At 66.2% G+C, this 22904-nt stretch carries 21 protein-coding genes; 8 read left to right on the forward strand and 13 right to left on the reverse strand.

Annotated features, from left to right (window positions below):
• Position 1: 1 nt before the first annotated feature.
• Positions 2–904 (reverse strand): 5-deoxy-glucuronate isomerase, encoded by a 903-nt coding sequence (gene iolB / locus ACH49N_RS16260; RefSeq protein WP_358274522.1) that lies wholly within the window; start codon positions 902–904, stop codon positions 2–4.
• A 57-nt stretch (positions 905–961) separates the two neighbouring features.
• Positions 962–1951 carry a 5-dehydro-2-deoxygluconokinase gene (iolC, locus tag ACH49N_RS16265; protein WP_358274520.1) on the reverse strand — a complete coding sequence of 330 codons (990 nt, stop codon included), beginning with the start codon at positions 1949–1951 and terminating at the stop codon, positions 962–964.
• Positions 1952–2126: 175 nt separating this feature from the next.
• Here iolC and ACH49N_RS16270 point away from each other — a divergent pair, with 175 nt between their 5' ends.
• Entirely contained in the window at positions 2127–2864 is a 738-nt protein-coding gene (locus ACH49N_RS16270; RefSeq protein ID WP_358274519.1) for a GntR family transcriptional regulator, read from the forward strand.
• Between the two features lie 74 nt (positions 2865–2938).
• On the opposite strand, the gene ACH49N_RS16275 is transcribed toward ACH49N_RS16270, so the two are convergent.
• Positions 2939–4327 carry an MFS transporter gene (locus ACH49N_RS16275; protein WP_250771334.1) on the reverse strand — a complete coding sequence of 463 codons (1389 nt, stop codon included), beginning with the start codon at positions 4325–4327 and terminating at the stop codon, positions 2939–2941.
• Between the two features lie 121 nt (positions 4328–4448).
• Entirely contained in the window at positions 4449–5126 is a 678-nt protein-coding gene (locus ACH49N_RS16280) for a TetR/AcrR family transcriptional regulator (protein ID WP_159921351.1), read from the reverse strand.
• A 116-nt stretch (positions 5127–5242) separates the two neighbouring features.
• Here ACH49N_RS16280 and ACH49N_RS16285 point away from each other — a divergent pair, with 116 nt between their 5' ends.
• Entirely contained in the window at positions 5243–6166 is a 924-nt protein-coding gene (locus ACH49N_RS16285) for a shikimate dehydrogenase (RefSeq protein WP_358274517.1), read from the forward strand.
• Between the two features lie 299 nt (positions 6167–6465).
• On the opposite strand, the gene ACH49N_RS16290 is transcribed toward ACH49N_RS16285, so the two are convergent.
• The 7 genes from ACH49N_RS16290 to pcaH form a co-directional block, all read right to left on the reverse strand.
• The gene (locus tag ACH49N_RS16290; protein ID WP_358274516.1) at positions 6466–7800 is read right to left on the reverse strand and encodes a DUF222 domain-containing protein; all 1335 of its coding nucleotides are present in this window, start codon (positions 7798–7800) and stop codon (positions 6466–6468) included.
• Between the two features lie 399 nt (positions 7801–8199).
• Positions 8200–9411, reverse strand: coding sequence for an acetyl-CoA C-acetyltransferase (locus tag ACH49N_RS16295; RefSeq protein WP_358274515.1), 1212 nt, complete (start codon positions 9409–9411; stop codon positions 8200–8202).
• Positions 9412–9446: 35 nt separating this feature from the next.
• Positions 9447–10244, reverse strand: coding sequence for an IclR family transcriptional regulator (locus ACH49N_RS16300; RefSeq protein ID WP_109328878.1), 798 nt, complete (start codon positions 10242–10244; stop codon positions 9447–9449).
• Positions 10241–11434 carry a 3-oxoadipate enol-lactonase gene (gene pcaD / locus ACH49N_RS16305; RefSeq protein WP_358274513.1) on the reverse strand — a complete coding sequence of 398 codons (1194 nt, stop codon included), beginning with the start codon at positions 11432–11434 and terminating at the stop codon, positions 10241–10243. Before pcaD ends, ACH49N_RS16300 begins: the two co-directional genes overlap by 4 nt.
• The gene (pcaB, locus tag ACH49N_RS16310; protein ID WP_358274511.1) at positions 11431–12777 is read right to left on the reverse strand and encodes a 3-carboxy-cis,cis-muconate cycloisomerase; all 1347 of its coding nucleotides are present in this window, start codon (positions 12775–12777) and stop codon (positions 11431–11433) included. Before pcaB ends, pcaD begins: the two co-directional genes overlap by 4 nt.
• Positions 12778–12799: 22 nt before the next feature.
• Positions 12800–13441 (reverse strand): protocatechuate 3,4-dioxygenase subunit alpha, encoded by a 642-nt coding sequence (gene pcaG / locus ACH49N_RS16315; RefSeq protein ID WP_109328884.1) that lies wholly within the window; start codon positions 13439–13441, stop codon positions 12800–12802.
• Positions 13441–14160, reverse strand: coding sequence for a protocatechuate 3,4-dioxygenase subunit beta (pcaH, locus tag ACH49N_RS16320; protein ID WP_317767442.1), 720 nt, complete (start codon positions 14158–14160; stop codon positions 13441–13443). Before pcaH ends, pcaG begins: the two co-directional genes overlap by 1 nt.
• Before the next feature lie 147 nt (positions 14161–14307).
• On the opposite strand from pcaH, the gene ACH49N_RS16325 reads away from it, so the two are divergent.
• Both ACH49N_RS16325 and ACH49N_RS16330 read left to right on the forward strand, forming a co-directional pair.
• On the forward strand, positions 14308–15057 hold the full coding sequence (locus ACH49N_RS16325) for a CoA transferase subunit A (RefSeq protein WP_358274509.1): 750 nt from the start codon (positions 14308–14310) through the stop codon (positions 15055–15057).
• The gene (locus tag ACH49N_RS16330; protein ID WP_358274507.1) at positions 15054–15695 is read left to right on the forward strand and encodes a CoA transferase subunit B; all 642 of its coding nucleotides are present in this window, start codon (positions 15054–15056) and stop codon (positions 15693–15695) included. Before ACH49N_RS16325 ends, ACH49N_RS16330 begins: the two co-directional genes overlap by 4 nt.
• A gap of 75 nt (positions 15696–15770) precedes the next feature.
• Here the strand turns inward: ACH49N_RS16330 and ACH49N_RS16335 are convergent, their stop codons facing one another.
• Entirely contained in the window at positions 15771–16385 is a 615-nt protein-coding gene (locus tag ACH49N_RS16335; protein ID WP_213572580.1) for a maleylpyruvate isomerase family mycothiol-dependent enzyme, read from the reverse strand.
• Between the two features lie 153 nt (positions 16386–16538).
• Between ACH49N_RS16335 and ACH49N_RS16340 the strand changes: the two genes are divergently transcribed.
• Positions 16539–16907 (forward strand): hypothetical protein, encoded by a 369-nt coding sequence (locus tag ACH49N_RS16340; RefSeq protein WP_358274506.1) that lies wholly within the window; start codon positions 16539–16541, stop codon positions 16905–16907.
• A gap of 38 nt (positions 16908–16945) precedes the next feature.
• Positions 16946–17638 carry a hypothetical protein gene (locus ACH49N_RS16345; protein ID WP_358274505.1) on the forward strand — a complete coding sequence of 231 codons (693 nt, stop codon included), beginning with the start codon at positions 16946–16948 and terminating at the stop codon, positions 17636–17638.
• Positions 17639–17707: 69 nt separating this feature from the next.
• Here the strand turns inward: ACH49N_RS16345 and ACH49N_RS16350 are convergent, their stop codons facing one another.
• A complete protein-coding gene (locus tag ACH49N_RS16350; RefSeq protein ID WP_358274623.1) occupies positions 17708–20071 on the reverse strand; it encodes an arylsulfatase in 2364 nt (787 codons plus the stop codon).
• Positions 20072–20350: 279 nt separating this feature from the next.
• On the opposite strand from ACH49N_RS16350, the gene ACH49N_RS16355 reads away from it, so the two are divergent.
• Together ACH49N_RS16355 and ACH49N_RS16360 are read left to right on the forward strand one after the other, a co-directional pair.
• Entirely contained in the window at positions 20351–22147 is a 1797-nt protein-coding gene (locus ACH49N_RS16355) for an ABC transporter ATP-binding protein (protein ID WP_358274503.1), read from the forward strand.
• Positions 22148–22221: 74 nt separating this feature from the next.
• Positions 22222–22848, forward strand: a complete 627-nt coding sequence (locus ACH49N_RS16360) for a GNAT family N-acetyltransferase (protein ID WP_358274501.1) — start codon at positions 22222–22224, stop codon at positions 22846–22848.
• Positions 22849–22904: the final 56 nt, after the last annotated feature.

Genomic DNA, 22904 nt, shown 5'->3' on the forward strand with positions numbered 1-22904 from the left:
GTCATGCTCCTTTCGGAAAGGTGGAGCGGTGCAAGGGCAGTCGGGGATCGACGGTCTGGTGCTCCCAACTGGTGCGGACCCAGGCGTGCGCCGGGTCGTCGCAGATCTTCCAGGATCGATCGTCGCCGGGACCGGCCATGACGTTCAGGTAGTACATGTGGTGGCCGGGTGCGGCAATCGACGGGCCGTGATACCCGTGCGGAACGAGGACCACGTCGCCGGTTCGTACTTCCTCGAGCACCTCGATCGGCCGCTCGGGTGTGCCGTACACGCGGTGGTAGCCGAATCCGGTGCCACTGAAATCGGGTGTCCCCGAATGTGCCTGGGCGATCTCGAAATAGTAGATCTCCTCCAGCTGGGATTCCACAGCGCTGTTCTCGTCGTGCTTGTGGCTCGGATACGACGACCAGTTGCCGCCGGGCGTGATCACCTCGCACGCGATGATCGAATCTGCCTCGAACCGGTCGGCGGTCGCGAAGTTGTGCACCTGCCGGCTGCAGTTGCCCGCGCCGCGCAGTTCCACGGACACGTCCGCGGCGGGAACATATCGGAACGGGAACTTCTGCCGGGCCCGGGCGCCGCAGAGCGCGAAGCGTCCACCATTCGAGGCTGTAACCCGGTAGGCGGAGTCGATGCCGACATACGCGAAGTCGGTGGGGCCGTCGAACACCGATCGTCGCCCGGCGAGGACGAACTCCTCGTTCGCGCAGGACACCGTCACCCATCCCGAGAGGGGAACGACGAGAATTTCTTCTGCGCCGGTGTGGAATTCCGCGGAGCCGTCGAGAGGAAGCGTCAGGACGCGCAGGCTCGACTCGGTCCAGCCCGCGGATTCGGGCGTCACCTCGAGGTCGAAGGGACCGGTGGCGGCGGAGCCGACGGGCAGGTAATACTTGCTGCTCATCGCATCCCCTCCGGCGCGGTCAGTGGCGAGGCGCGATGCGCACGGGGGATGAACGTTTCAGACATCGATGACCTCCGCAGTGTCGACTTCGGCACGTGCGCGTACCTCTTCGGCCGTCGGCATCGCCGTGGAGCATTCGAGGCGGGACGCCACAATCGCTCCTGCGGCATTGGCGTAACGCAGTACTTTCTCGAGCGGCCATCCGGACAGAAGTCCGTGGCACAGGGAGCCGCCGAAGCTGTCACCCGCGCCGAGTCCGTTGACAACTTGCACGTCGATCGCCGGTACGGTGACGCGCTGGCTGCGCGTCTTTCCGAGCACACCACGCGGGCCCTGTTTCACTATGGCGAGTTCGACACCGAAGTCGAGGAGGGCGTCGGCGGCGTTGTCCGCGTCGGTCTCACCGACCGCGATCTCACATTCTTCCCGGTTGCCCACGGCAACGGTGACGTGTCGGAGAGCGCGCTGCATCTGCGCAGTGGCGTCGGCCGCGCAGGCCCAGAACATCGGCCGGTAATCGAGATCGAGAACGGTGTGCTGCCGACGGCCGCGCGATTGCCAGGCCGCGAAATGAGCACTACGACTCGGTTCCTCGGACAGTCCGGTCGCCGTGGACCAGTACAGCTTCGCCTCTCGCACTGCGGCGGTGTCGATGTGCTCGGGGGAGATCTGCAAGTCGGGGGCCGCGGGCTTGCGGTAGAAATACAGCGGAAAGTGGTCCGGGGGAAAGATCTCACAGAACGTGACCGGTGTCGGGTATGCGGAGTCGATGCGCACGTAACGGTTGTCTACTCCGAGGTCGGTGAGCGCCGAGCGCACGAACCGTCCGAACGGATCGTCGCCGACGCCGGAGATGAGGGCACTGCGGCAACCCAGGCGCGCGGCGGCGACGGAGACATTGGCTGCGCTGCCGCCGAGGAATTTGCCGAACGTCTCTACCTGCTCGAGCCCGACCCCGGTCTGCAGAGGGTAAAGGTCGACCCCACAACGACCGATAGCGAGAACATCCCAGCCGGGGCGGCTGCGGTGCGTGCTGTCCGTGGTCAATGCTGACTCCCGGGGAGGTCGTTGCGGCGCTCTGCGCAGGCGGTGAAATCTGATGGAGACTGTTCTCCACATCGCGCGCACTGTCAACGCTTTGTCCTGACATTAAGACGTAACGTTCACCCGGTGTTAGTCTTTTCAGCGCCGCTCTGGCCGAGGACGAGGATCGGAGTGATCCGTGAGTGCACAGCTCGCAGTCGAGCTCGACAGATCCAGCCCGATCCCGCTCTACTTTCAGCTGGCACAAAGTATCGAGAAAGCGATCATCGCAGGCGAACTCGCGCCGGGAGATCGATTCGAGAACGAACTCTCACTCGCCAAGCGTCTCAATCTCTCACGCCCCACAACTCGGCGGGCGATCCAGGAAGTCGTCGACAAGGGGTTGCTCGTCCGAAAGCGCGGTGTGGGGACGCAGGTGGTGCACAGTACGATGCACCGACCGGTGGAGCTGACGAGTCTGTTCGACGACCTCACCAGGACGGGGCAGAGCCCCACCACCACGCTGCTCGAGTTTCGCGTGACGGCGCCCGGAGCGAACGTCGCGGCCGAACTCGGCCTGGAGCACGGCGCGGAAGTGGCGTACATCCGGCGACTCCGCAGCGCCAACGGGGAGCCTCTCGCGCTGTTGACGAACTTCCTCCCGTTCGCCCTCGCGCCGGACCCGGAGGAACTGGAAGAGTCCGGGTTGTACGCCGCACTGCGAGCACGTGGAGTGCACATTCGGTTGGCTCGGCAGCGGATCGGCGCATCACTGGCGACCGACGCCGAGGCGCTGCTGCTCGACGAGAAGGCCGGTGCACCGTTGCTGACCGTGAACCGGACTGCCTTCGACGATTCCGGCCGCGCTGTCGAATGCGGTAGCCACTGCTACCGGGCGTCTCGCTACAGCTTCGACACGACCGTCGTCGACAAATAGGCCTCGAGTCCGGTGCCTCGACGCGAAGAACGCGCCCGGCAAGGTGCCGGGCGCGCTCGATGGTCGTGACGAGATCAGACCTTCAGCTTCGCGAGCGCGACGTCTTCCTTGTCGAGTTCGAGGAGCGGGGTGCGCGAATTTTCCTTCGCGGTGGCGGCGGAGGCTCCGGCGACGAGTGCGCACACTGCTGTGAAGACCGCGACGGGCACCCAGTTCTTGGGGTCGGCACCGCGGAGTGCCTGGGCGATGGTCGGGGCGAATCCGGCGAGCGCGAACCCGAGCTGCGTGCCGATCGCCATGCCGGAGTAGCGAACTCGGGACGAGAACATTTCGGCGTAGAAGGCGGGCCAGATGGCGTTGGTCCCGGCGTACACGCCACCCATGAGCAGGATTCCGGCGAGGAAGATCAGTGTGACGTTGCCGGTGCCGATCGCGGCGAAGTACAGGAAGATTCCGGCGGCGGAGCCGATCGCGCCGCCGATGAAGACGGGCTTGCGGCCGATCCGGTCGGACAGGATGCCGAGCAGCGGCTGTGAGATGAGTGCCACGCAGTTGGCGGCGATCGCGACCCACAGCATGGTGGTCCGGCTCATCCCGATTTCCGGAGTGGTGGCGTACGCGAGGCCGAACACGGAGAAGACGGTGCTGACGACGGCGATGAATGCGCAGAACACGACCCGCAGTACGTCACGCCAGTGCGTGCGGAACAGGTCGACGACGGGAAGCGGCGCGGGGGTCTCGTCCAATGCCTCCTTGTTGGCAATGAAGATCTCGGGCTCCTCGAGCTTGCGACGCACGATGTAGGCGACGACGAGGACGAGGAGGCTGCACCAGAACGGGACACGCCAGCCCCAGCTGTAGAGGGTCTCGTCCGGCATCGCGGCGACCGGGATGAACGCGAGGCTGGCGACGATGAAGCCGGCCTGGGTGCCCGTCAAGGTCCAGCTGCAGAAGAACCCGCGACGGTGGGCGGGGGAGTGCTCGAGGGTGAGGGAACCGGCTCCCGACTGCTCGCCGGCAGCGGAGATGCCCTGACAGATACGCAGGAGAACCAGGAGTGCCGGTCCCACCATGCCCGCGGTTTCCGAAGAAGGCAGACAACCGATCAGGAAGGTCACGACCCCCATGAGCACCAGGCAGAACATCATCACCTTCTTGCGCCCGGCCCGGTCGCCGAAGTGTCCGACGAATACCGCACCGACCGGACGTGCGACGTAAGAGATGCCGAAGGTGGCCAGCGACAGCAACAGCGGGTTCTTCGAGCCTTCGAAGAACACGTGGGGGAACACCAGCGCAGCAGCCGAGGCGAAAATATAGAAGTCGTAGTACTCGAGCAGGCTGCCGAAGAAGGCGGCTTTCGCGGCCTTTTTCGCGTTGGTGGGATCGGCGTTGGGGTCGACGGCGGAACGGCCGTTGCCGTCACCGCCTCGACCGGATACGCCGGTGCCGTAGTCGATGGTCATCGATACTCCTGGGGAGCGAGGAGGGCGAACAGGCTGCGCTCGGCGAGCGGCTGTTCGAAGGTCGTGCAAGCAAGGTAACCCCCGTCACACGCTCTCGTCAATAATGGTCGAAATGGTTAGTTCATAATTTTCCGGGCTGCTGAAGGTAGGCGAGGACGACGTCACCGAGCATCGTGCGCAGGTGGGGGCGGTTCTCGGCGCCCGTGAGATCCCAGTCGAACAGCGCCTTGAAGGTGTACCGGTTGGCTACGCGAAAGACGCAATACGCGCTGATGAGCATGTGAATGTCGAGGGCGGTGGTATCGGCACGGAAGATTCCGGCATCCTGCCCGCGTTGAAGAATTTTCTCGAGTGTGCGGATGGCGGGGGTTTGCGTTTCCTGTAGGCCCTCGGCCTGGCTGAGATTTGCGCCCCGATTCGTGTTCTCGATGGCGACCAGCCGGATGAAGTCGGGGTGCGCCTCATGGTGATCGAAGGTCAACTCGGCGAGCGCTCTGATCGCCTCCGACGGATCGAGGTGGTCGACGTCGAGCTGCGACTCTTCGTAGCGAATCTCCTCGTACGCGCGCTGGAGCACCGCTCGATACAGGCCGTCCTTGTCGCCGAAGTAGTAGTAGAGCATCCGCTTCGTCGTGGCGGTCTTGGCTGCGATCTCGTCGATGCGGGCACCGGACAAACCTTTGTCGGCGAACTCCTTCATCGCCACGCGCAGAATGTCCTCCTTGGTCTTCTCGGGATTTCGAGTGCGTTTGGCACCCTCGTGCCGGGGTGTCTTCTCCGTAGCGTCACTTCGTGTCATCCCGAGAACTCCTGTTCATCGCTGTTGCTTTCGCGCGGTATGGAGGTATGCTACCGTGACATAACTCACTAGATAGTTAATTAGCGCCCGCAAGTCCTCTCCCGGAAGTGAGCACCATGATTTCTCCCGACCTCGACACCGTTGCCGTATCCCGCCCGTCGTACCTGTGTGGGCTCATCGGTTCGGGAATCTCGAAGTCCCTGACGCCTCCTCTGCACGAGGCGGAGGGTCAGGCGCAGGGGGTCGGGTACGTCTACCGCATTCTCGATCTCGACACACTCGCGCTGGGTGAGGATGCGTTGCCGCGGCTCCTCGCCTCGGCGAAGCTGCTCGGATTCGATGGTCTCAACATCACGCATCCCTGCAAGCAGGCCGTGATCCCGTTGCTCGACGACCTGTCGGACGATGCGCGCACGCTCGGCGCGGTCAACACGGTGCACATCGCTAATGGACGGCTCATCGGCCACAACACCGACTGGTCCGGATTCGCGCGGAACATGGACGAGGGGCTCGGCGGCGCGCCGACCGATCGTGTGGTCCAGCTAGGGGCAGGCGGCGCGGGCGCGGCCGTCGCATACGCGGCGCTGACCCGTGGGGTCCTGCACTTCACGATCATCGATGCCGACGCCACCCGCGCACAGCTGCTGCGGAATTCACTCGCCGCCATGTTCCCGGACCGCGTCGTCGTCTCCGGTGACCTCTCCGCCGTGCCCGCCGCTGTCGGGCAAGCGCAAGGTCTCATCAATGCAACCCCGCTCGGAATGGCGCAGCATCCCGGTATGGCGCTGGATGCCGAACTGCTCCGGCCCGATCTTTGGGTTGCCGACGTCGTCTACCGGCCAGCGGAAACTGAGCTTCTGCGACGTGCCCGCGACATCGGGGCGCGCACCCTCAGCGGGATCGGAATGGCCGTCGGACAGGCGGTCGATTCCTTCCGCATCTTCACCGGACTCGAACCCGACGCCCTACGGATGCAGGAGCACATGCGGCGGCTGCTCGCCGAAGAGGACAACGCCACCCTCGCCGCATCACCGTCGTGAACCGTGCCGGGGCCTTCGCGGGCAGGGGGAGTCGGCGGCAACCTCGGCCAGCGACGTCCTTGTTTTGGGGATATCCTTGTCTTCGGGGCATCCTTGTCTCCGGGTTGCTGCTCGCAACGGGGTTTGGTGGGTTGGTGAGGACCAAGGTCGATGCAGTCTGCGCTTGGCGCTTGGCGCTTGGCGCTTGGCGCTTGGCGCTGGGTCGTTTGGCGCTTGGCATGACGGCATGACGGCATGACGGCTCTGCAACAGGAGTGGTCCTGTTGCGGAGTCGGCAGATGTGTGTCGCGCCTCGGGTGTCAGGCAGCTCGGGGCCGGGCCTGGTTGTGCGCGGGTATGGGTGTGCGTTCGAAGTCGACTTGCCGGGGCGGAATGAAGACGGGGTGCCGGTCTGCCCCCATTTCGATTTCCCAGTCGCTGTGGTGGAGCAGTCGGTGATGGAACCCGCAGAGCAGCACCAGGTTGTCCATGTCGGAGGGCCCACCTTTCGACCAGTGGACGATGTGGTGGCCCTCGCACCATGATGGTGGCGCACCGCATCCGGGAAATGCGCATCCCCGATCTCTCGCGACCAGCGCTTTTCGTTGTCGTTTGGTCACTGTCCGGGTGGTGGTGCCGAGGTCGAGTGGCGCACCGTGGTCGTCGAGCACGATCGGCGTGTAGATCGAGTCGCAGCTGAGGAGCCGAGCCGCTCGCAGGCTCAGCGGTCCCATCCACTCGGTCCACGCGACCCCCTCGACCGCGAACAGCGACGCGTCCCTCGCGCAGGCGCCGCGCTGATCTGCGCCGGCGCCGGCGCCGGCGTGGTCGGCGAGGTCGTTGATGTTGATGTGGAGGGAGACGTGGGGTCGTTCTCCGCCTTCTTCGCCGGCGATTGCGGCGTCGAGGTACCGGCGCAGCAGTTCGGTGAACCCGTCGGCCCGGCGCTGTCCGGGGGTGCGGGTGTCTGTGGTTCCGTCCTGCGCGGGTCGCGGCTTCGAGAGTCCGGAGAGCGCGGAGAGCAGCATTTCACCGGTGACGGCGTCGAGGTCGCCTGTGACGGCGACGCGCCCGTTGAGCGTTCTGGAGGCGTGGAATTCGTTGAGTTCGGTGTCTTCGGCGGGCGGCGGGTCGTCGGATTCGAAGGCGCGTTCGAGTCGAGCGATGACGGCGCGCACGGCGTCGGTGTTGGCGGTAGGACCGCTCGCCGCGTACAGCAACGCGTTTCGGCAATCGCCCATCGCTTCGAGTGGCATGCCTTTGGGCGGCCTCTCGCAGAATTTCATGATCAGTGCGGCGTGCTCCGCCGACATCGTGGTGTCGAAGTAGGCGTCCGCGATTTCCGGTTGGGAACGTAAACCTCGACCCAACATCACGATGCGTCCCGCCGCACCCACCTCGAGCAACGTCTTGGAGGCCAGCCACAGCTTGGTTGGAAATCCCAGCACATCGACCTTGCAGCGGTGGTCGACGGCACCGACCAGCCTGACCCGCAAAGCCTCGAGTCGCTGAATCTCCTCCGACACAGCAACCACCGATGCGAGCAACTCGGCCTCGGCCAGACGCCACGCATCACCGACCGCAGTCGCCAGAATCTCGTCCGACGCCAATATCTGGTCCGACAACGCCCCCTGGATATCCTCCCCAATCCCCATGTTCAAATCCTACTTCGAACACGTGTTCGAGTCAATAGCCCGAGTTGGCTTATGCAGCCGGAGTAGAGGATGCAGGGCATCATCGATTCCGACACCACCCCCCGGTGGCGCGTGGACGTATTTCAGTACCGTCGCGGGCCCCAGGCTCCCGTTCGCTGACGCCAGGACAGCACGTCACCTTCGAACCCGAGAGAGTGGTCAGCGGGACGCAGGACGGCTACCACTACCGCGCACTGGATGTTCGAAGGTGACGGAGACCAGCCTCGAGCCACCCGATCAGGCACCGGCTGTACTGTCCTCAGGCAACTCGACTTCTGAGCCCCAGGAAAATTCGGGTGCACTGATCACATCGATGTGCGCGCGAGGGGTTGAACGGCTGGGTCTGCGAGGGAGACGAAGTCAGACTCGTTCGAAGACCGCGGCGAGTCCCTGGCCGCCGCCGATGCACATCGTTTCGAGTCCGTAGCGGGTTTCGCGGCGGTCCATTTCCCGCAGCAGGGTGGCGAGGATCCGCCCACCGGTGGCACCGACGGGATGCCCGAGGGAGATGCCCGATCCGTTGGGGTTGAGCCGCTCGTCGGTGGGGTCGAGGTCCCAGGTTCTGAGCACCGCGAGGGTCTGCGCGGCGAAGGCCTCGTTCAGCTCGATTACGCCCATGTCGGACAACGACAGTCCGAGTTGTCCGAGGGCCTTCTCCGTCGCCGGCACGGGACCGATGCCCATAGTGCGCGGCGGGACGCCGGCCACTGCCCAGGACGCCATACGGGCGAGCGGCCTCAGCCCGAGCTCCTTGGCCTTCTCGGCGGTCGTCACGATGCACACGGCGGCACCGTCGTTCTGCCCGCTGGCGTTGCCCGCGGTGACGGTCGATGCCGAGTCGATCTTGGAGCGGATGGCGCGGAGCTTCGACAACGACTCCACCGTGGTGTCGGCCCGCGGGTGCTCGTCGGTGTCCACCACGACGGGGTCGGACTTTCGTTGCGGCACAGTGACACCGACGATTTCCTCGGCGAACCGGCCGGCCCGCTGCGCCGCCACCGCCCGCTGATGCGACTGCACTGCGAGCGCGTCCTGATCTTCGCGGCTGATGTCGAACTCTGCGCGCAGATTCTCGGCAGTCTCGATCATGCCGCCCGGAACGGGGAAGTTGTCGCCGCCTGCGGTGACGCGAGCGCGGGCGAGACGGTCGGCGAGCTGCACACCCTCGCCCTTCACTCCCCAGCGAATGTTGGGGTGGGTGTAGAACTCGGCCTGGCTCATCGATTCGGTACCGCCGGCGAGGACCAGGTCGTTGCCGCCGGACGCGACCTGCAGTACCGCGGTGATGACCGCCTGCAGGCCGGATCCGCATCGGCGATCCACCTGCATGCCGGGAACGTCGATACCGAGGCCGGCGTCGAGCGCGGCGATCCGGCCGATCGCCGGAGCCTCACCGCCCGGAGATGCTTGACCGAGGATGACGTCGTCGATCGCGCTGCCGTCGATGCCGGTTCGTTCGACGAGTGCGGTGATGACGGTGGCAGCGAGACCTTGGGGAGTGAGGTCTTTGAACACTCCGCCGAAACGCCCTACCGGGGTGCGCAGGGGCTCACAGATGACGACGTCACGCATGGAAAACCTTTCATAGCTGTTCTGAACGGACCACGTCAGCGATTGACGGTGGCGAGGTCGCGTTCGATGTCGTGCGCGGCATGACGCAGCGCGGGAATCAGATCGGAGTACAGGTCGTCGAGGCTGTACCGGGCAGCATGGGTGGAGATGTTGACAGCCGCCACCGTCTCGCCGGAGGCCGACCGAATGGGCGCAGCCATCGAGCGCAGCCCCGCCTCGAGTTCCTGGTCGAGTAGGCAGTAGTCGTTCTTCCGAACCTCGAGAATCGCTGATCTCAGATCGGCGGGAGCGCTGATGGTGCGTTCGGTGAGCGGCTCGATCTCGATCCGGGAGAGATACGCGTCGAGTTCCTCGTCGGACAGTCCGGCCAACAGCACGCGTCCCATCGAGGTGGCGTAGGCCGGGAACCGCGTGCCGATGGTGATGCCCACCGTCATGATTCTGCTGACCGGGACTCTTGCGACGTACACGATGTCGTCGCCGTCGAGAATCGACACCGACGACGACTCGTGCACCTGGTGACTGAGCTTCTCGAGGTGCGGCTGCGCGACCTCGGGCAGCGAGAGGCTCGACAGGTAGCTGTAGCCCAGTTCGAGTACGCGCGGCGTGAGCCAGAATGCCGAACCGTCGGTGGCCACGTACCCCAGTTCGACGAGTGTCAGCAGGAAGCGACGCGCGGTAGCCCGGGTGAGATCGGTCGCGCGGGCGACATCGCTGAGTGTGCGTCGCTGGTTCTGCTGGTCGAAGCAGCGGATCACCGCGAGGCCACGGGCCAGCGACTGCACGTAGTCGGGGGAGGGGAGAATCTTCTCCGTCGGTTCGGTTGCGGTCATGTCTGCGAATCATCCTCGGTGTCACCCGGCGACAGGTCGGCGAGGGCCTTCTTTCCGAGCGCGAAACCTCGGTTGCTGTTGGGAACACCGGCATAGACGGCGGTGTGCAGCAGTACTTCGCCGATCGTGTCCGCATCGACGCCGCCGCGCAGCGCCGCGCGAATGTGCATGTCCAGTTCGTGCTCGTTGCCGACGGCGGTGAGGACGGCGATGGTGAGAAGGCGCCGCGTCGTGTGGTCGAGGCCCGGCCGTGCCCAGATGTCACCCCAGGCCGTGCGGGTGATGAAGTCCTGGAATGGCGCGGTGAACTCTGTGGTCCCCTCGATCGACCGATCGACGTGTGCGTCACCGAGAACGGAGCGTCGTACCTTCATGCCCTCGGCGTGCGCTGCCCGGCGCCCTCGTGTGTACCCACCACCGAGAATGTGCTCGCGCAGCAGGGCGGTGACGGCACCGGCCTGTTCGAGGTTGGCCACGTGCGCAGCGGGGGAGAGGATTTCGAATCGAGCACCCGCGATCCCGTCGGCGAGCACCTGCATGACGGACGGCGGTGTCGACGGATCCTCGGCGCCGGCGAGAACAAGCGTGGGTGCGGCGATGCGGGAGAGATCGGCGGTGAAGTCCCAATCGGCGAGAGCGTCGCAGCAGGCGGCGTAACCCTCCGGGGAGGTCGCCGCGATCATCTCGCGGTAATGCCGCACGAACTCGGGGTCACGCTTGGTGAGCCCCTCGCTGAACCACCGTGCCACGACGGCGTCCGCAAGTGACTCCGGACCGTCGGTGCGCGAGGCGGCAGCACGCTCCACCCATGCGTGCGGTTCGCCGAACTTCGCTGCAGTGCACAGCAGCGACAGGGACAGCACCCGGCGCGGAGCGTGGGCTCCGAGCCATTGCGCGATGGCGCCGCCCATCGAGAGCCCCACGATGTGGGCGGCGTCGACATCGAGGACATCGAGCACCGCGAGGACGTCTTCGGAGAGTTCGCGCACGGAGTACGGCCCGTCCGGTGCGGGCGACTCGCCGTGGCCGCGCTGATCGACGGCGACCACCCGGCAGTCGTCGGACAGCGCTGCGATCTGCGGATCCCACATCGACCGATTGGAGCCGAGGGAGCCGAGCAGTACCACGACGGGGGCGTCGGGCGATCCGTTCCTGGGGCCGGAGACTTCATGTGCGAGTGCGACTGTCATCGCGTTCCTTCCCGTCCGCGAGTCACTGTGTCCAGTGCGCGGTCGACGATGTCGTAGGCGTGGCCGAGGTAGCCGGCCGGGTCGAGAAGCGCGCGGATCTCGTGCGCCTCGAGGTGTTCGAGAAGCGCGGGATCCTCGTCGAGGGGACGTCCCGTGCGGCAGGCGGCAGTCACGAGGTCGCGCGCGTTGTAGGTGCGCGTGGACAGGGCGCCGGTGACCCGTTCGGCGAGCAGAAGTCCCCCGGTGAGGTCGAGGTTGCGGGCCATCGCGTCGGGATGCACCTCGAGGTCGCCGAGGCAGTCGGCGATGCGGGCGACGGCCCCGCCGGTGAGACGCAGCAGGTCCGTGAGTGTTTCCCATTCGGCGTGCCAGGCTCCCGCCGCCCGTTGCTGCTCATGGTCCATGGAGGCGAGGACTGTGGCAACGAGGCCGGGAACGCGTCGGGCGCCGGCACGGGCGGCGATGGCGGCCACCGGGTTACGTTTGTGTGGCATGGCGGAGGAACCACCGGGCGTGCCCTCGCTGACCTCTCCGATTTCGGTGGCGGAGAGGAAGACGATGTCGGTGGCGATCTTGGAGACCGCACCGGCCGCGGTTCCGAGGGCCGAGGCGAGGATCGCGATGCGTGTGCGGTCGGTGTGCCACGGGACGTCCTGACGCGGCAGACCGAGTTCGTCGGCGAGGGCGTCCGCGACCTCGAGGCCGTGCGGATAGAGGGCCGCCGACGTTCCTGCCGCGCCGCCGAGCTGCACAGGCAGATCAATGAGCGCGTCGTCCAGGTTGCGGGAAGCCCTGTGCAGTGCGGTCATCCAGCCGGCGGCGAGAACACCGAAGGTGGTGGGCAGTGCCTGCTGTCCGAGCGTGCGGCCGGCGATCGGCGTGGTGCGTTGCGCCCGCGCCAGCGCCTCGGCGCACACGAGCGCCTCATCCAGCAATGCCAGCACATGAGCGCCCGCTCGGCGGGCGAGAAGCACGAGCGCAGTATCGAGGATGTCCTGACTGGTCGCACCCTTGTGGACATGACTTCCGGGGACGACCGGATCGGCGGCCGCGAGTTCGGTACGCAGAAGTTTCACGAGCGGTATCACGGGATTGCCGCCCGCCGCCGCTGCCTCACCGAGGTCACCGACGTCGATGGTGCCCTCGGCAACCAACCGCCCGAACAACGACGAGATGGTGTCGGCGGACGTGGTGGGGATGACCCCGCATTTTCCCTCCGCCCTGGCCAAGGCAGCTTCCACCTCGACCATCGCGGTCACCCATGCCCGGTCGGAGAGCAGCGTCGACAACTCCCCGGCGCCGAACGTCGGGTCGAACAATGCGCCTCGGATGGGCGAATTCACGCGAGATCCTTTCACCGATCGGTTACAGGGCGAAGAACGGCGTTTCCCGTCCTTCCGCATTCTGCACGTGGATGGTCAGGTGGTACCCGCGATCGGTCTTTGCGGCGATCAACTTCGGACGGTCCGCTTCGGGAACGGCGGCGAGGACGGGGTCCGCTTCATGAGCCTCGGTGTCCTCGGGAAAGTAGAGACGGGTGTAGAGACGCTCGAGCATTCCGCGGGCGAAGAGACCGACGTTGATGTGCGGCGCCTCCGCGGTGCCGTTCTCCGCGGGGAGAGCGCCGGGTTTGACCGTGTGCACCACGATCGTGCCGGTGTCGTCGGCGAATACTCGTGCCAGACTCCGGAAACCGGCCGGAGTCGCCTCCGCCGCACCGCGGGGATCGGCGGGAGTGTCGAAGCGGCCTTCGGCATCGGCCTGCCACGTCTCGATCATCGCGTCCACGATGGGCTGCCCGGCGCCGTCGAGCACCGTGAAGGAGACGTCGACGCGTCCCGGCGCATCCTCGGGAACAGTGGTGCCGCTGTTCTCCCAGCGGGGTAGCAGGCCTATGTGCACATACGGTCCCACCGTTTGGGAGGGGGTGACGCCGAAGGGCACTTCGTCCTGACTGCGCGCGAAGACGGGGTAGCGGGGTGCGTCGGGATTCTGGGTGTCGATCATCAGTGGCCCCCTGCCTCGGTGGACGGCTCGAACGGGGTGGCGTCCCGGCCGCGCAGGACGATGTCGAATCTGAACCCGACCGCCCAGTTCTCGCGGGTGTGGTCGTAGTCGAACGTGGCGATCATCCGCTCGCGAGCGGCTTCGGGAACCGAGTTGTAGATCGGATCCTGGAAGAAGAACGGATCGTCCGGAAAGTACATCTGGGTGACCAGTCGCTGCGTGAACGCCTGACCGAACAGGGAGAAGTGGATGTGCGCCGGCCGCCAGGCGTTGTGGTGATTGCCCCACGGGTAGGCGCCGGGCTTGACGGTGGTGAATTCGTAGTGGCCTTGCTTGTCCGTCAGGCAACGAGCCACACCGTTGAAGTGGGGATCGAGAGGTGCCGGCCACGAGTCGTTCTTGTGGCGGTAGCGTCCGCCGGCGTTGGCCTGCCACACCTCGATGAGGGTGTCGGGAATCGGTTTGCCGGCGCTGTCGAGGACCCGCCCGTGGACGATGATGCGCTGGCCCTGCGCCTCGCCACCGTTGGCGTGAGTCATGTCGTTCTCGCCCTTGGCGACATCGCCGTCACCGAAGACCGGGCCCGTGATCTCGCCCAGACGCTGGGGAATCAGGATCAGATCATTCTTGGGGCTGCGTAACCGGGTCGTCTTGTACTCGGGGAAGAGCAACGGCGCATTGGCTTCGTGCCCAGCCCGGTGCGCTGGTAGGTGCAGCATGAAATCCTCGCGTTCTCGATGTGAACAGTCGCCCGCTATACGTACATAGTAGGCGGGATCTGTGATGGGGCCAACAGCCGGGGCGGTGTTTGTTCGCAATGTGGATGGGTGTTCACTGTGTGAACATTTTCGGGTAGCCTGGGTCACATGGTCAACAAAGTCTTCCCAACAGCGGCCGCGGCTGTTGCCGATGTCCCCGACGGTGCGTCCCTTGCCGTGGGCGGCTTCGGCCTCGTCGGCATCCCCTCGGTGCTCATCGACGCCCTCCTCGCGCAGGGTGCGACCGACCTCGAGACCGTCAGTAACAACTGCGGCACCGATGGTTTCGGTCTCGGACTCCTGCTCGAGCAGCACCGTATCCGCCGCACGATCAGCTCATACGTGGGCGCCAACAAGGAATTCGCGCGCCAGTACCTGAGCGGCGAACTCGAGGTGGAACTCACTCCGCAGGGCACGCTGGCGGAGCGCATGCGCGCCGGGGGAGCGGGCATTCCCGCCTTCTACACCCCTGCGGGGGTGGGAACGCAGGTTGCGGAGGGCGGACTGCCGATCCGTTACGACGGCCAGGGCGGTATCGCCGTGGCAAGCAAGCCGAAGGAAACGCGCGAATTCGACGGCGAGGCCTACGTCCTCGAACGGGCCATCCGCACCGACTTCGCGCTGGTCCACGCCTGGAAGGGTGACCGACTCGGCAATCTCGTTTACCGCGAGACGGCCCGTAACTTCAACCCCGATGCCGCGGGCGCGGGTCGCATCACCATCGCGCAGGTCGAGTACCTGGTCGAACCCGGTGAGATCGATCCGGCCGAAGTCCACACACCCGGCATTTTCGTTCAGCGTGTGGTCGAGGTCGGTAAGCAGGAAACGGGAATCGAGAACAGGACGGTGCGGGCATGAGTTGGACGCGGAACGAGATGGCAGCACGAGTCGCCGCAGAACTCGAAGACGGACAGTATGTGAATCTGGGCATCGGGATGCCTACCTTGATCCCCGGCCACATCCCGGCCGGCAAGGACGTCATCTTGCATTCGGAGAACGGAATCCTCGGCGTCGGGCCGTACCCCACCGAGGACGAGGTCGACCCCGAACTGATCAATGCGGGCAAGGAAACCATCACGGTGGCACCCGGTGGGGCGTTCTTTTCGTCCTCCGATTCGTTCGCGATGATCCGCGGCGGCAGCGTGGACGTGGCCGTTCTCGGCGCCATGCAGGTCAGCAGCCACGGCGACCTCTCCAACTGGATGGTTCCCGGGGCAATGGTCAAGGGGATGGGCGGCGCCATGGACCTTGTTCACGGTGCAGGCAAAGTCATCGTGATGATGGATCATCTCACCAAGAAGGGTGAGCACAAGATTCTCGAGGAGTGCACGCTGCCGTACACAGGCAAGCGGTGCGTACAGAAGATCGTCACCGACCTTGCCGTCATCGACGTGACGGCGAACGGTCTGCGCCTCGTCGAGACCGCGCCCGGCCACAGCATCGACGAGGTGCAGGCGGCAACGGGCGCCACGCTGCTGGTCGACGCCACCGTGTAGTCCGAGACTTCCGTGTGATCCAACACTTCGGAGGGCGCACGGATCCTCGTCGGCTCCTTCGTCAGCCGATGGGGGTCACAGCGGGAGGCCCGCGACTCGTCCTGCGGGCACGGTCCGGCCGCACATCACGAGGGCGAGGTCTTCGCCCGAGCCGAGGAGTTCGGTACCCGACCCGAATGCCCAGTCCATGTCCGTGGCCACCAGCCGCCGGCCCTCGATGTCGATGCCGAAGCGAGCGTGTCCGCCGCCGTGCGTGAGATCGTCCAGCACGGCCCGGATGGTCTCGTCGGGTACCCGGCGGGTGAATCCGAGCGGCACGGTGGCATCGAGGCCGTGGATTACCACGTGGTTGAGGGCGCCGTGATAACCACCGCCCGGCGGTGTCCAGTGCTGCATCACCTCGGAACGCAGGTTGTCCACGAGCTCGGTTACCGGGAGGCGGGCATCCTCCCGGGCGATCTGGTTGGACAGCCGGGTGAAGTCGAATTGGCAGTCCTGCAACTTGGCCATGAATTCGTCGCCTGAATAGCGCGCCGCCATGGTCAGATGGGCAATCACTTCGCGCACCCTCCACCCTTCGCAGAGCGATGGCGTGTCCCACCGTGCGTCAGAGAGTGCCTCGAGTTGATCGGCGAGTGCCGAGAATTCTGCAGCGACCGCGGGTTGGAGATGCGCGTCGTCATCAGTCATCGCAGACCTTCCCGCCTCCACGTGTTCGGCGACTCCCCGCCGTGGTACACCCACCGTAGACCCGGCTGCACGGCGGTTGGGCGTAATCGGGCCTGCATGGTCAGTGTGTGCCGGCGTTCCCCGTTACCCTCCTCGTGCGGTCATGATGGGGCGGTGACTGCAGACCCACCTGCTCGAGCCGTGCGCCGGCGGTTCCCGTTCCGCGCGGCCGCGACGCTTCTCCTCGCCGCATTCCTGATGTGGATCAGTGCCGCCTGGTATTTCGGTTCACTCAACTACCCGCTGGACGACTCGAACGGTGCGTTCGTCGAGTGCGGATCGCCGTTTTCACCCACTCCTCGGGAAAGCCTCGCAGTCACTCCGGAGGGTCGACAGGCTGTGTCGGAGGAGGAGCTGTACCGGTTGTGTGCGGCTGCCCTGGACGGCACGGCGCGCATCTCCCTGGTAACCGCCGTGTTCGCGGGGGGTGTCGTTCTTCTCGGCGCACGGTTGCTCCGGACCTTCGTGCACGGCACGAACTGACCGGACGCACTCCTCCCTCCGGCGATAGTGTGGACGGCATGGTCCTGCTCGTACCTCACCGTTTTCGCGGCCCCACGGCGTCGGGCAACGGCGGGTACGTCGCTGGACTTCTAGCCGCGACACTGGATCACGACGACGCCCCGGGGGCTCCGGTGACCGTGACCCTGCGCACACCGCCACCGCTGGAAGTTCCACTGAAGGTGGTGAGAAGCGAAGGGCGCTCCAGCGCCCAGGACCGGGACGGCACGACCATCGCCGACGCCGAGTCGGCCACTGTCAACGAGCTACCCCAGGTCGCGGCAGTGGGCCTCGACGTTGCTCGTGCCGCGTCCGAGAACTATCCCGGCCGAGACCGTCATCCGTTCCCGCAATGTTTCGTGTGCGGCCCCGACCGCGCATCCGGTGATGGCATGCGCCTGTTCCCCGGCCGGATCGCAGACGGCAGCACCGCGTGCGTGTGGTGTGTCGACCCCGACCTCGCGGGGCAGGCGGCTTTCGTGTGGGCGGCGCTCGATTGCCCTGGCGGCTGGGCCGCACCGATCGAAGATCGACCCATGGTGCTGGGCCGAATCACCGCTCGGATATCGGCGCTGCCCGAGCCTGGCGAGAACTGCGTGATCACGGGCCGACTGATCGGCTCCGAAGGGCGCAAGGTGTGGACTGCGACGACGGCCTACGGAGCCGACGAACGTGAACTCGGTCGTGCCTCCGCTACGTGGATCACCCTGTGAGTTTGCCGCTCCCGCTGCATCGAGGGGGACCTGGAAGAAAGTAGGATTCGAGCGGCAGCGGCGGCGACCTCAGTCGGCCATCGCCTCTGCCAATTCCTCGACCTCCTGGATGACCGGTTCGGGCACACGGACCGTACCGGGGGTGTAGGTGACCGATCGCAGTCTGCCGGTGAAGCGGAAAGTCCCGCGGCGTTCTCGAAGCTCCCACACCACGGGTCCGCGGGCGTCGACGCCCACCGAGATCCCGGTCCAGGGCGCCATGCCGACCAGCTGGAACTGGTCGTCGAGGGTGGCCACGTCCGTTTTGGCCCCGGCCGAGTCGGTGAGGGCGACGGTGAAGTTCCACCGGACGGATTCGGTGGCCTGTGCCCGCACCTGCACGCCCACCACAGCCGCGCCGAGGGGCGCGGAGGTATGCGCAGCCCGGCCGTAGCTGTTGACGGCGAACACAATTCGACCGTCTTCGACGTAGAGTACGTATCCGCCGTGCGGGTCGCCGTGGGCCACGAGCACGCCTTCGTCGTCCCCGGTGATCTCGTGTGTGGCGACGTCAATGGTGAAGTCGCGGTACTGGATCAGCACGCTGGACCGATAGCGTTCCAGCGTCGGCGTGCCCGCGAGGATCTTCACCGGCTCTGCCAGCCGACGCTCGTCGGGGCGCCGCTGCACGGCCTTGCGGTCGTTCAGGATGGGGAACACCGTGTTGTGCCAGGCCGCCCGGTCCCAGGCCTCGGCGAGTTCGCGCACCTTCTCGGGAAACAGATGTGCGACATCGGTGGTCTCGGCCGGGTCGGACTCGACGTCGAACAGCTGCCACTGCGGATCGTCGACCCGGGTCGGATCCGAGGCCAGCGACAGCAATTTCCAGCCGTCCCGGTAGAACCCGCGGTGACCGCCGAACTCGGCGTACTGCTCCGTGTGGGGTGTGGGCTGCGCAGCGTCCCGCAGGATGTCGGCGATGCTGACGCCGTCACGCTCTTGGGCGGGAAGTCCGTTCCGGTGGCTCGGAGTCACGAGTCCGGCGAGGTCCAGGAGGGTCGGGGTGATGTCGGTGACGTACGAGTAGTGCTTGCGCAGCCCGCTGTCACCGGCAGCACGCCGGAGCCCGGCCGGCCAGGACAGCAGGAAGGGCACCCGCACACCACCGGCGAACGTCTGACCCTTGTAGAAGCGGAACGGGGTATTCGACGCCTGCCCCCAGCCTCGCGGGTAGTGGACGCCGATCTTCTCCGAGCCGATCAGTTCCTCGTCGTGCGGAACGTCACGCACCCAGTCGTCGGGGACGGGTCCGTGCACGAATTGGCTGAAGTACGAGCGTGTTCCCGCTGCGCCTCCCTCGGCGGTGCCCCCGTTGTCGGACGTGAACACGATGATGGTGTTGTCGGTCTCGCCGAGTTCGTCGAGGGTGTCGAGAACCCGGCCCACGCTCTGGTCGATGCTGTCGACCATCGCGGCGTAGACCTCCTGGTACCGGGCGAACCGAAGCTGCTCTTCTTCGGTGAGCTCGTCCCACGGTGGCGCGTCGTAGCCGGGTTCGGTGTTGCGTTCGGCCATCTGGGTGCCGGGCGGGAAGAACCCCGCCTCGACCTGTGCGTCGAAGCGGCGGCGCCGCACAGCGTCCCAGCCCTCGGTGTAGCGGCCACGGTACTTGGCCAGGTCTTCGGGCTTGGCCTGGTGCGGTCCGTGCATCGCGATGTGCGAGAAGTACAGGAAGAACGGCTTGTCGGCGTCGTGGGCGCGCAGGCTCTTGATCTGGGCGACCGCCTTGTCCGTGATGTCATCGGTGACGTAGTAGTCCGACGGATACTCCTCGACGTCGACCACGGAGTTGTCGGAGATCAGCTCGTTCGGGTAGTAGAACGAATTCAGTCCCTCGAGCGAGCCGTAGTAGCTGTCGAATCCACGCTGCAGTGGCCAGGAGTCGCGGGTGCGGCCCGGCGCGAGGTTGGCGTCGCGCGCGAGATGCCACTTGCCGACCGCATGCGTGGCATAGCCGTTCGCGCGCAGAATCTCGGCGAGGCTGAGTGCGTCGTCGGCGAGTTCCATCCGCAGTCCGGGGAAGCCGGGATCGAAGTTGGCGACGCTGCCGTAGCCGGCGCGGTGCGGGTTCAGGCCGGTGAGCAGCGCCGCGCGAGCCGGTGAGCAGACCGAGGTGGTGTGATAGTTAGACAGTCGGTAACCGCTGTCGGCGAGCCGGTTCAGGTTGGGGGTGTCGATTTCGGAGCCGAACGGTCCGATGTCGGCGTAGCCCATGTCGTCGACCAGGATCACGACGATGTTCGGTGCGCCGGGCGGAGCTGTGGTCTCAGGACCCCACCAGGGAGTCGACTCGGCGCTGGTTCGCCCGATACGCCCGCCGAATCCCTCGTATCCCCGCGCCCCGGGCGGAACGGGCGGTTCGGCTGGTCGCTGCTCGCTTCTGCCGTCGTCCACATTCGTCACGAACACAATTCCTTCCACCGTGCCGGGCGTACTTCCCCGGACAACCCGAGAAGACGGTACGGGTGCCGATCCCGCCCATCAGTACTTGAAATCAAGTGGATTTCATCCCCCGCCGGACTGGCTGCCCCGTGTCGGCCTCGCCCCGGGGTCGTACCAGCGGTACGTTCGTTCGATCTGACGCAACGAACGTCCCGTTCGTGCGGAGTGCAGGTGTCGACGGAGTACAGGGGTCGGCGGAGTGCACGGATCGGCGGGGCAGCAGGGGGATCTGTGGAGTCGCATCGGGGAAGACCGCACGCAGGAACGGCGCACGCACGGACCACGGATGCGGCGACTCGGCCCGGTATTCGGGAGTTGTGGCCGTACGCGCGCGAGCATCGGCGGCTTCTCGGTGCGGCGGTGGTGTTGTCGGTGGCTGCGGCCGGGGTGAGTCTCGCGCAACCCCTGGTAGTGGGCGGAATCATTGCCGCAGTCAGCGACGGACGATCATGGGGCGGGCTGGGGTGGGCGCTGGTCGGCTTGCTGGCCGTCGAAGTCGGCGTCGGGACGATGCAGTATTACCTGCTGCATCGGACGGCCGAAGGTGTGGTCCTCGGTGCCCGCACCGATCTGATCCGTCACGTGCTGCGCTTACCGATCAGCGAGTACCGCCGCCGTGATGTCGGTGATCTCGTCTCCCGGGTGGGATCGGACACGACGCTGCTTCGAGGTGCACTGACCGAGGGGCTCGTCGATGCACTCGGCGGCGTCTTCGTTCTGGTCGGTGCGCTGGCAGCGATGCTGCTCCTCGACCCGGTGCTCGCGGGGGTGACGGTGACGGTGATCGCGATAGTCGTGGCCGTCTCCCTGCTGGTGGGCAACCGACTGCGCAATTTGATGTTCGACACCCAGAGCCGCCTCGGCGACCTCACCGGCGATCTGACCCAAACACTGTCCGCCGTCACCGTGGTTCGTGCCAACGGCGCTACCGAACGGGCACAGGCTCGGCTCGACGAGCGGGCTGCAGCCGCATTCGCTGTCGGCGTGCGCGCGGCACGGTCGAGCGCTGCGATACAACCGCTCGGACGGGCCGCGGGTCAGGCGTCGCTGCTGATCGTCCTCGGCATCGGCGGCTTCCGGGTGGCCGCGGGAAATATGACGGTGGCCGAGTTGGTGACCTTCGTTCTCTTCATGTTCTTGTTCATGGGCCCGGTGAATGTCGGATTCGCCGCGGTGCAGTCCGTCGCGGGGGCGCTCGGTGCCCTGCAACGCATCACCGAAATCCGCCGCGTGCCCACCGAGGACGCCGCCGACACCATCCGCCACCGCGCTCTGCCGCACACAGCGGGACCCATGCTGCAATTCCACGACGTGCACTTCGCCTACACGCCGGGGTATGTCGTGCTGAATGGGGTGAGCGTCAGCGTGGAGCGCGGCTCACGTACCGCAGTGGTCGGGCCGTCCGGGGCCGGTAAAACCACACTCCTGGCCCTGATCGAACGCTTTTACGACATCGACCGCGGCCGAATCGCCATCGGTGGCATCGACATCACCGAGTTGCCCCGCGCAGTCCTGCGCGAGCAGATCGGGTACGTGGAGCAGAACTCGCCCGCCGTGGCCGGGAGTATCCGCGACAACCTCACGTTCGGAGCCCCGCACGTGAGCGACGGGCGGTGCCGCGCGGCGCTGAAAGCTGTCGACCTCCTCAGCCGGGTCGATGCCGAGCCCACGGGGCTCGACGCACAGATCGGCGAGAACGGTGTCCGCCTGTCCGGCGGGGAGCGGCAACGGCTTGCGCTCGCCCGTGTTCTTCTCACCGAGCCGCCGCTGCTTCTGCTGGACGAGCCCACGTCGAGTCTCGACAGCCGCAACGAGGAAATCTTCCAGATCGCTCTCGACGCCACCGCCTCCGATCAGACGGTGCTCATCGTCGCGCATCGTCTCGCGACGGTGAAGAACGCCGACCAGATCGTCGTCCTCGACTCCGGCCGCATCTCCGCTGTGGGTACCCACGACGAACTGTTGACCACCAGCCCGCTGTACCGCGAACTCGCCCGCCACCAGTTGATCGGCGCCCCGAATCCGTAGGAATCCTCGCGGGAAAGCGGACCGACCCCGAATTATTACGACGGCGCGACGCGCAGCGGCCGTACCCTCGACGCATGGGTGTGCGCGTTCGAGCCGTAACCAGGAAAGACATCTCCGAGTCGGCCCGGGTCCTTGCCGACGCCTTCTTCGACGACCCCGTCATGGAGTGGATGTGGCCCGATCCGGCTCGCCGACGACGCGGACTGCCCCTGCTCTTCGCGGCCGATATGAAATATCACCACCTTGCCGGGGGAGGGGCCGAACTCGCGGTCGATGCCGACGGCGTCGTGCGCGGCGCCGCGATGTGGGATCCGCCCGGGCGGTGGAAGCAGTCCACGTGGTCGTCGGTTCTCAGCCTTCCGCGCCTGGTGCAGGCCTTCGGTGGGCGCCTCGGCGTCGGTGCGGCAGTGAGCGGAACCATCGATTCGGCGCACCCGGCGGAGCCGCGGCACTGGTATCTCGCGACGATCGGGACGTCGGGTGCCGGCCGTGGCGGTGGCTACGGCAAGGCACTGATGCAGTCGCGGCTCGACCGCTGTGACGCCGAAGGGTTGCCCTCCTACCTCGAGTCCAGCAAGCAAGGAAACATCCCGTACTACGAGCGCTTCGGCTTCGAGGTCACGCGGGAGATCCGGATACCCGACGGTGGCCCCCCAGTGTGGGCGATGTGGCGAGAGCCCAAGAGGGATCCCTTAGGATAGGCTCGCCAAGCCTGAACCCGAGCGAACGTTTCGCCCGGCGAACGAGAGGGTCGCCT

The organism is Rhodococcus sp. NPDC019647, assembly GCF_044389235.1.
In the GTDB taxonomy this organism is placed as follows: Bacteria; Actinomycetota; Actinomycetes; order Mycobacteriales; family Mycobacteriaceae; genus Rhodococcus_F; species Rhodococcus_F oxybenzonivorans.

Excerpts from the sequence above, each read along its gene's own strand:
- iolB (WP_358274522.1), bottom strand. The coding sequence starts at position 904 with ATGAGCAGCAAGTATTACCTGCCCGTCGGCTCCGCCGCCACCGGTCCC.
- ACH49N_RS16275 (WP_250771334.1), bottom strand. The coding sequence starts at position 4,327 with ATGACCATCGACTACGGCACCGGCGTATCCGGTCGAGGCGGTGACGGC.
- ACH49N_RS16280 (WP_159921351.1), bottom strand. The coding sequence starts at position 5,126 with ATGACACGAAGTGACGCTACGGAGAAGACACCCCGGCACGAGGGTGCC.
- ACH49N_RS16285 (WP_358274517.1), top strand. The coding sequence starts at position 5,243 with ATGATTTCTCCCGACCTCGACACCGTTGCCGTATCCCGCCCGTCGTAC.
- ACH49N_RS16290 (WP_358274516.1), bottom strand. The coding sequence starts at position 7,800 with ATGGGGATTGGGGAGGATATCCAGGGGGCGTTGTCGGACCAGATATTG.
- ACH49N_RS16295 (WP_358274515.1), bottom strand. The coding sequence starts at position 9,411 with ATGCGTGACGTCGTCATCTGTGAGCCCCTGCGCACCCCGGTAGGGCGT.
- ACH49N_RS16300 (WP_109328878.1), bottom strand. The coding sequence starts at position 10,244 with ATGACCGCAACCGAACCGACGGAGAAGATTCTCCCCTCCCCCGACTAC.
- pcaD (WP_358274513.1), bottom strand. The coding sequence starts at position 11,434 with ATGACAGTCGCACTCGCACATGAAGTCTCCGGCCCCAGGAACGGATCG.
- pcaG (WP_109328884.1), bottom strand. The coding sequence starts at position 13,441 with ATGATCGACACCCAGAATCCCGACGCACCCCGCTACCCCGTCTTCGCG.
- pcaH (WP_317767442.1), bottom strand. The coding sequence starts at position 14,160 with ATGCTGCACCTACCAGCGCACCGGGCTGGGCACGAAGCCAATGCGCCG.
- ACH49N_RS16325 (WP_358274509.1), top strand. The coding sequence starts at position 14,308 with ATGGTCAACAAAGTCTTCCCAACAGCGGCCGCGGCTGTTGCCGATGTC.
- ACH49N_RS16330 (WP_358274507.1), top strand. The coding sequence starts at position 15,054 with ATGAGTTGGACGCGGAACGAGATGGCAGCACGAGTCGCCGCAGAACTC.
- ACH49N_RS16335 (WP_213572580.1), bottom strand. The coding sequence starts at position 16,385 with ATGACTGATGACGACGCGCATCTCCAACCCGCGGTCGCTGCAGAATTC.
- ACH49N_RS16345 (WP_358274505.1), top strand. The coding sequence starts at position 16,946 with ATGGTCCTGCTCGTACCTCACCGTTTTCGCGGCCCCACGGCGTCGGGC.
- ACH49N_RS16360 (WP_358274501.1), top strand. The coding sequence starts at position 22,222 with ATGGGTGTGCGCGTTCGAGCCGTAACCAGGAAAGACATCTCCGAGTCG.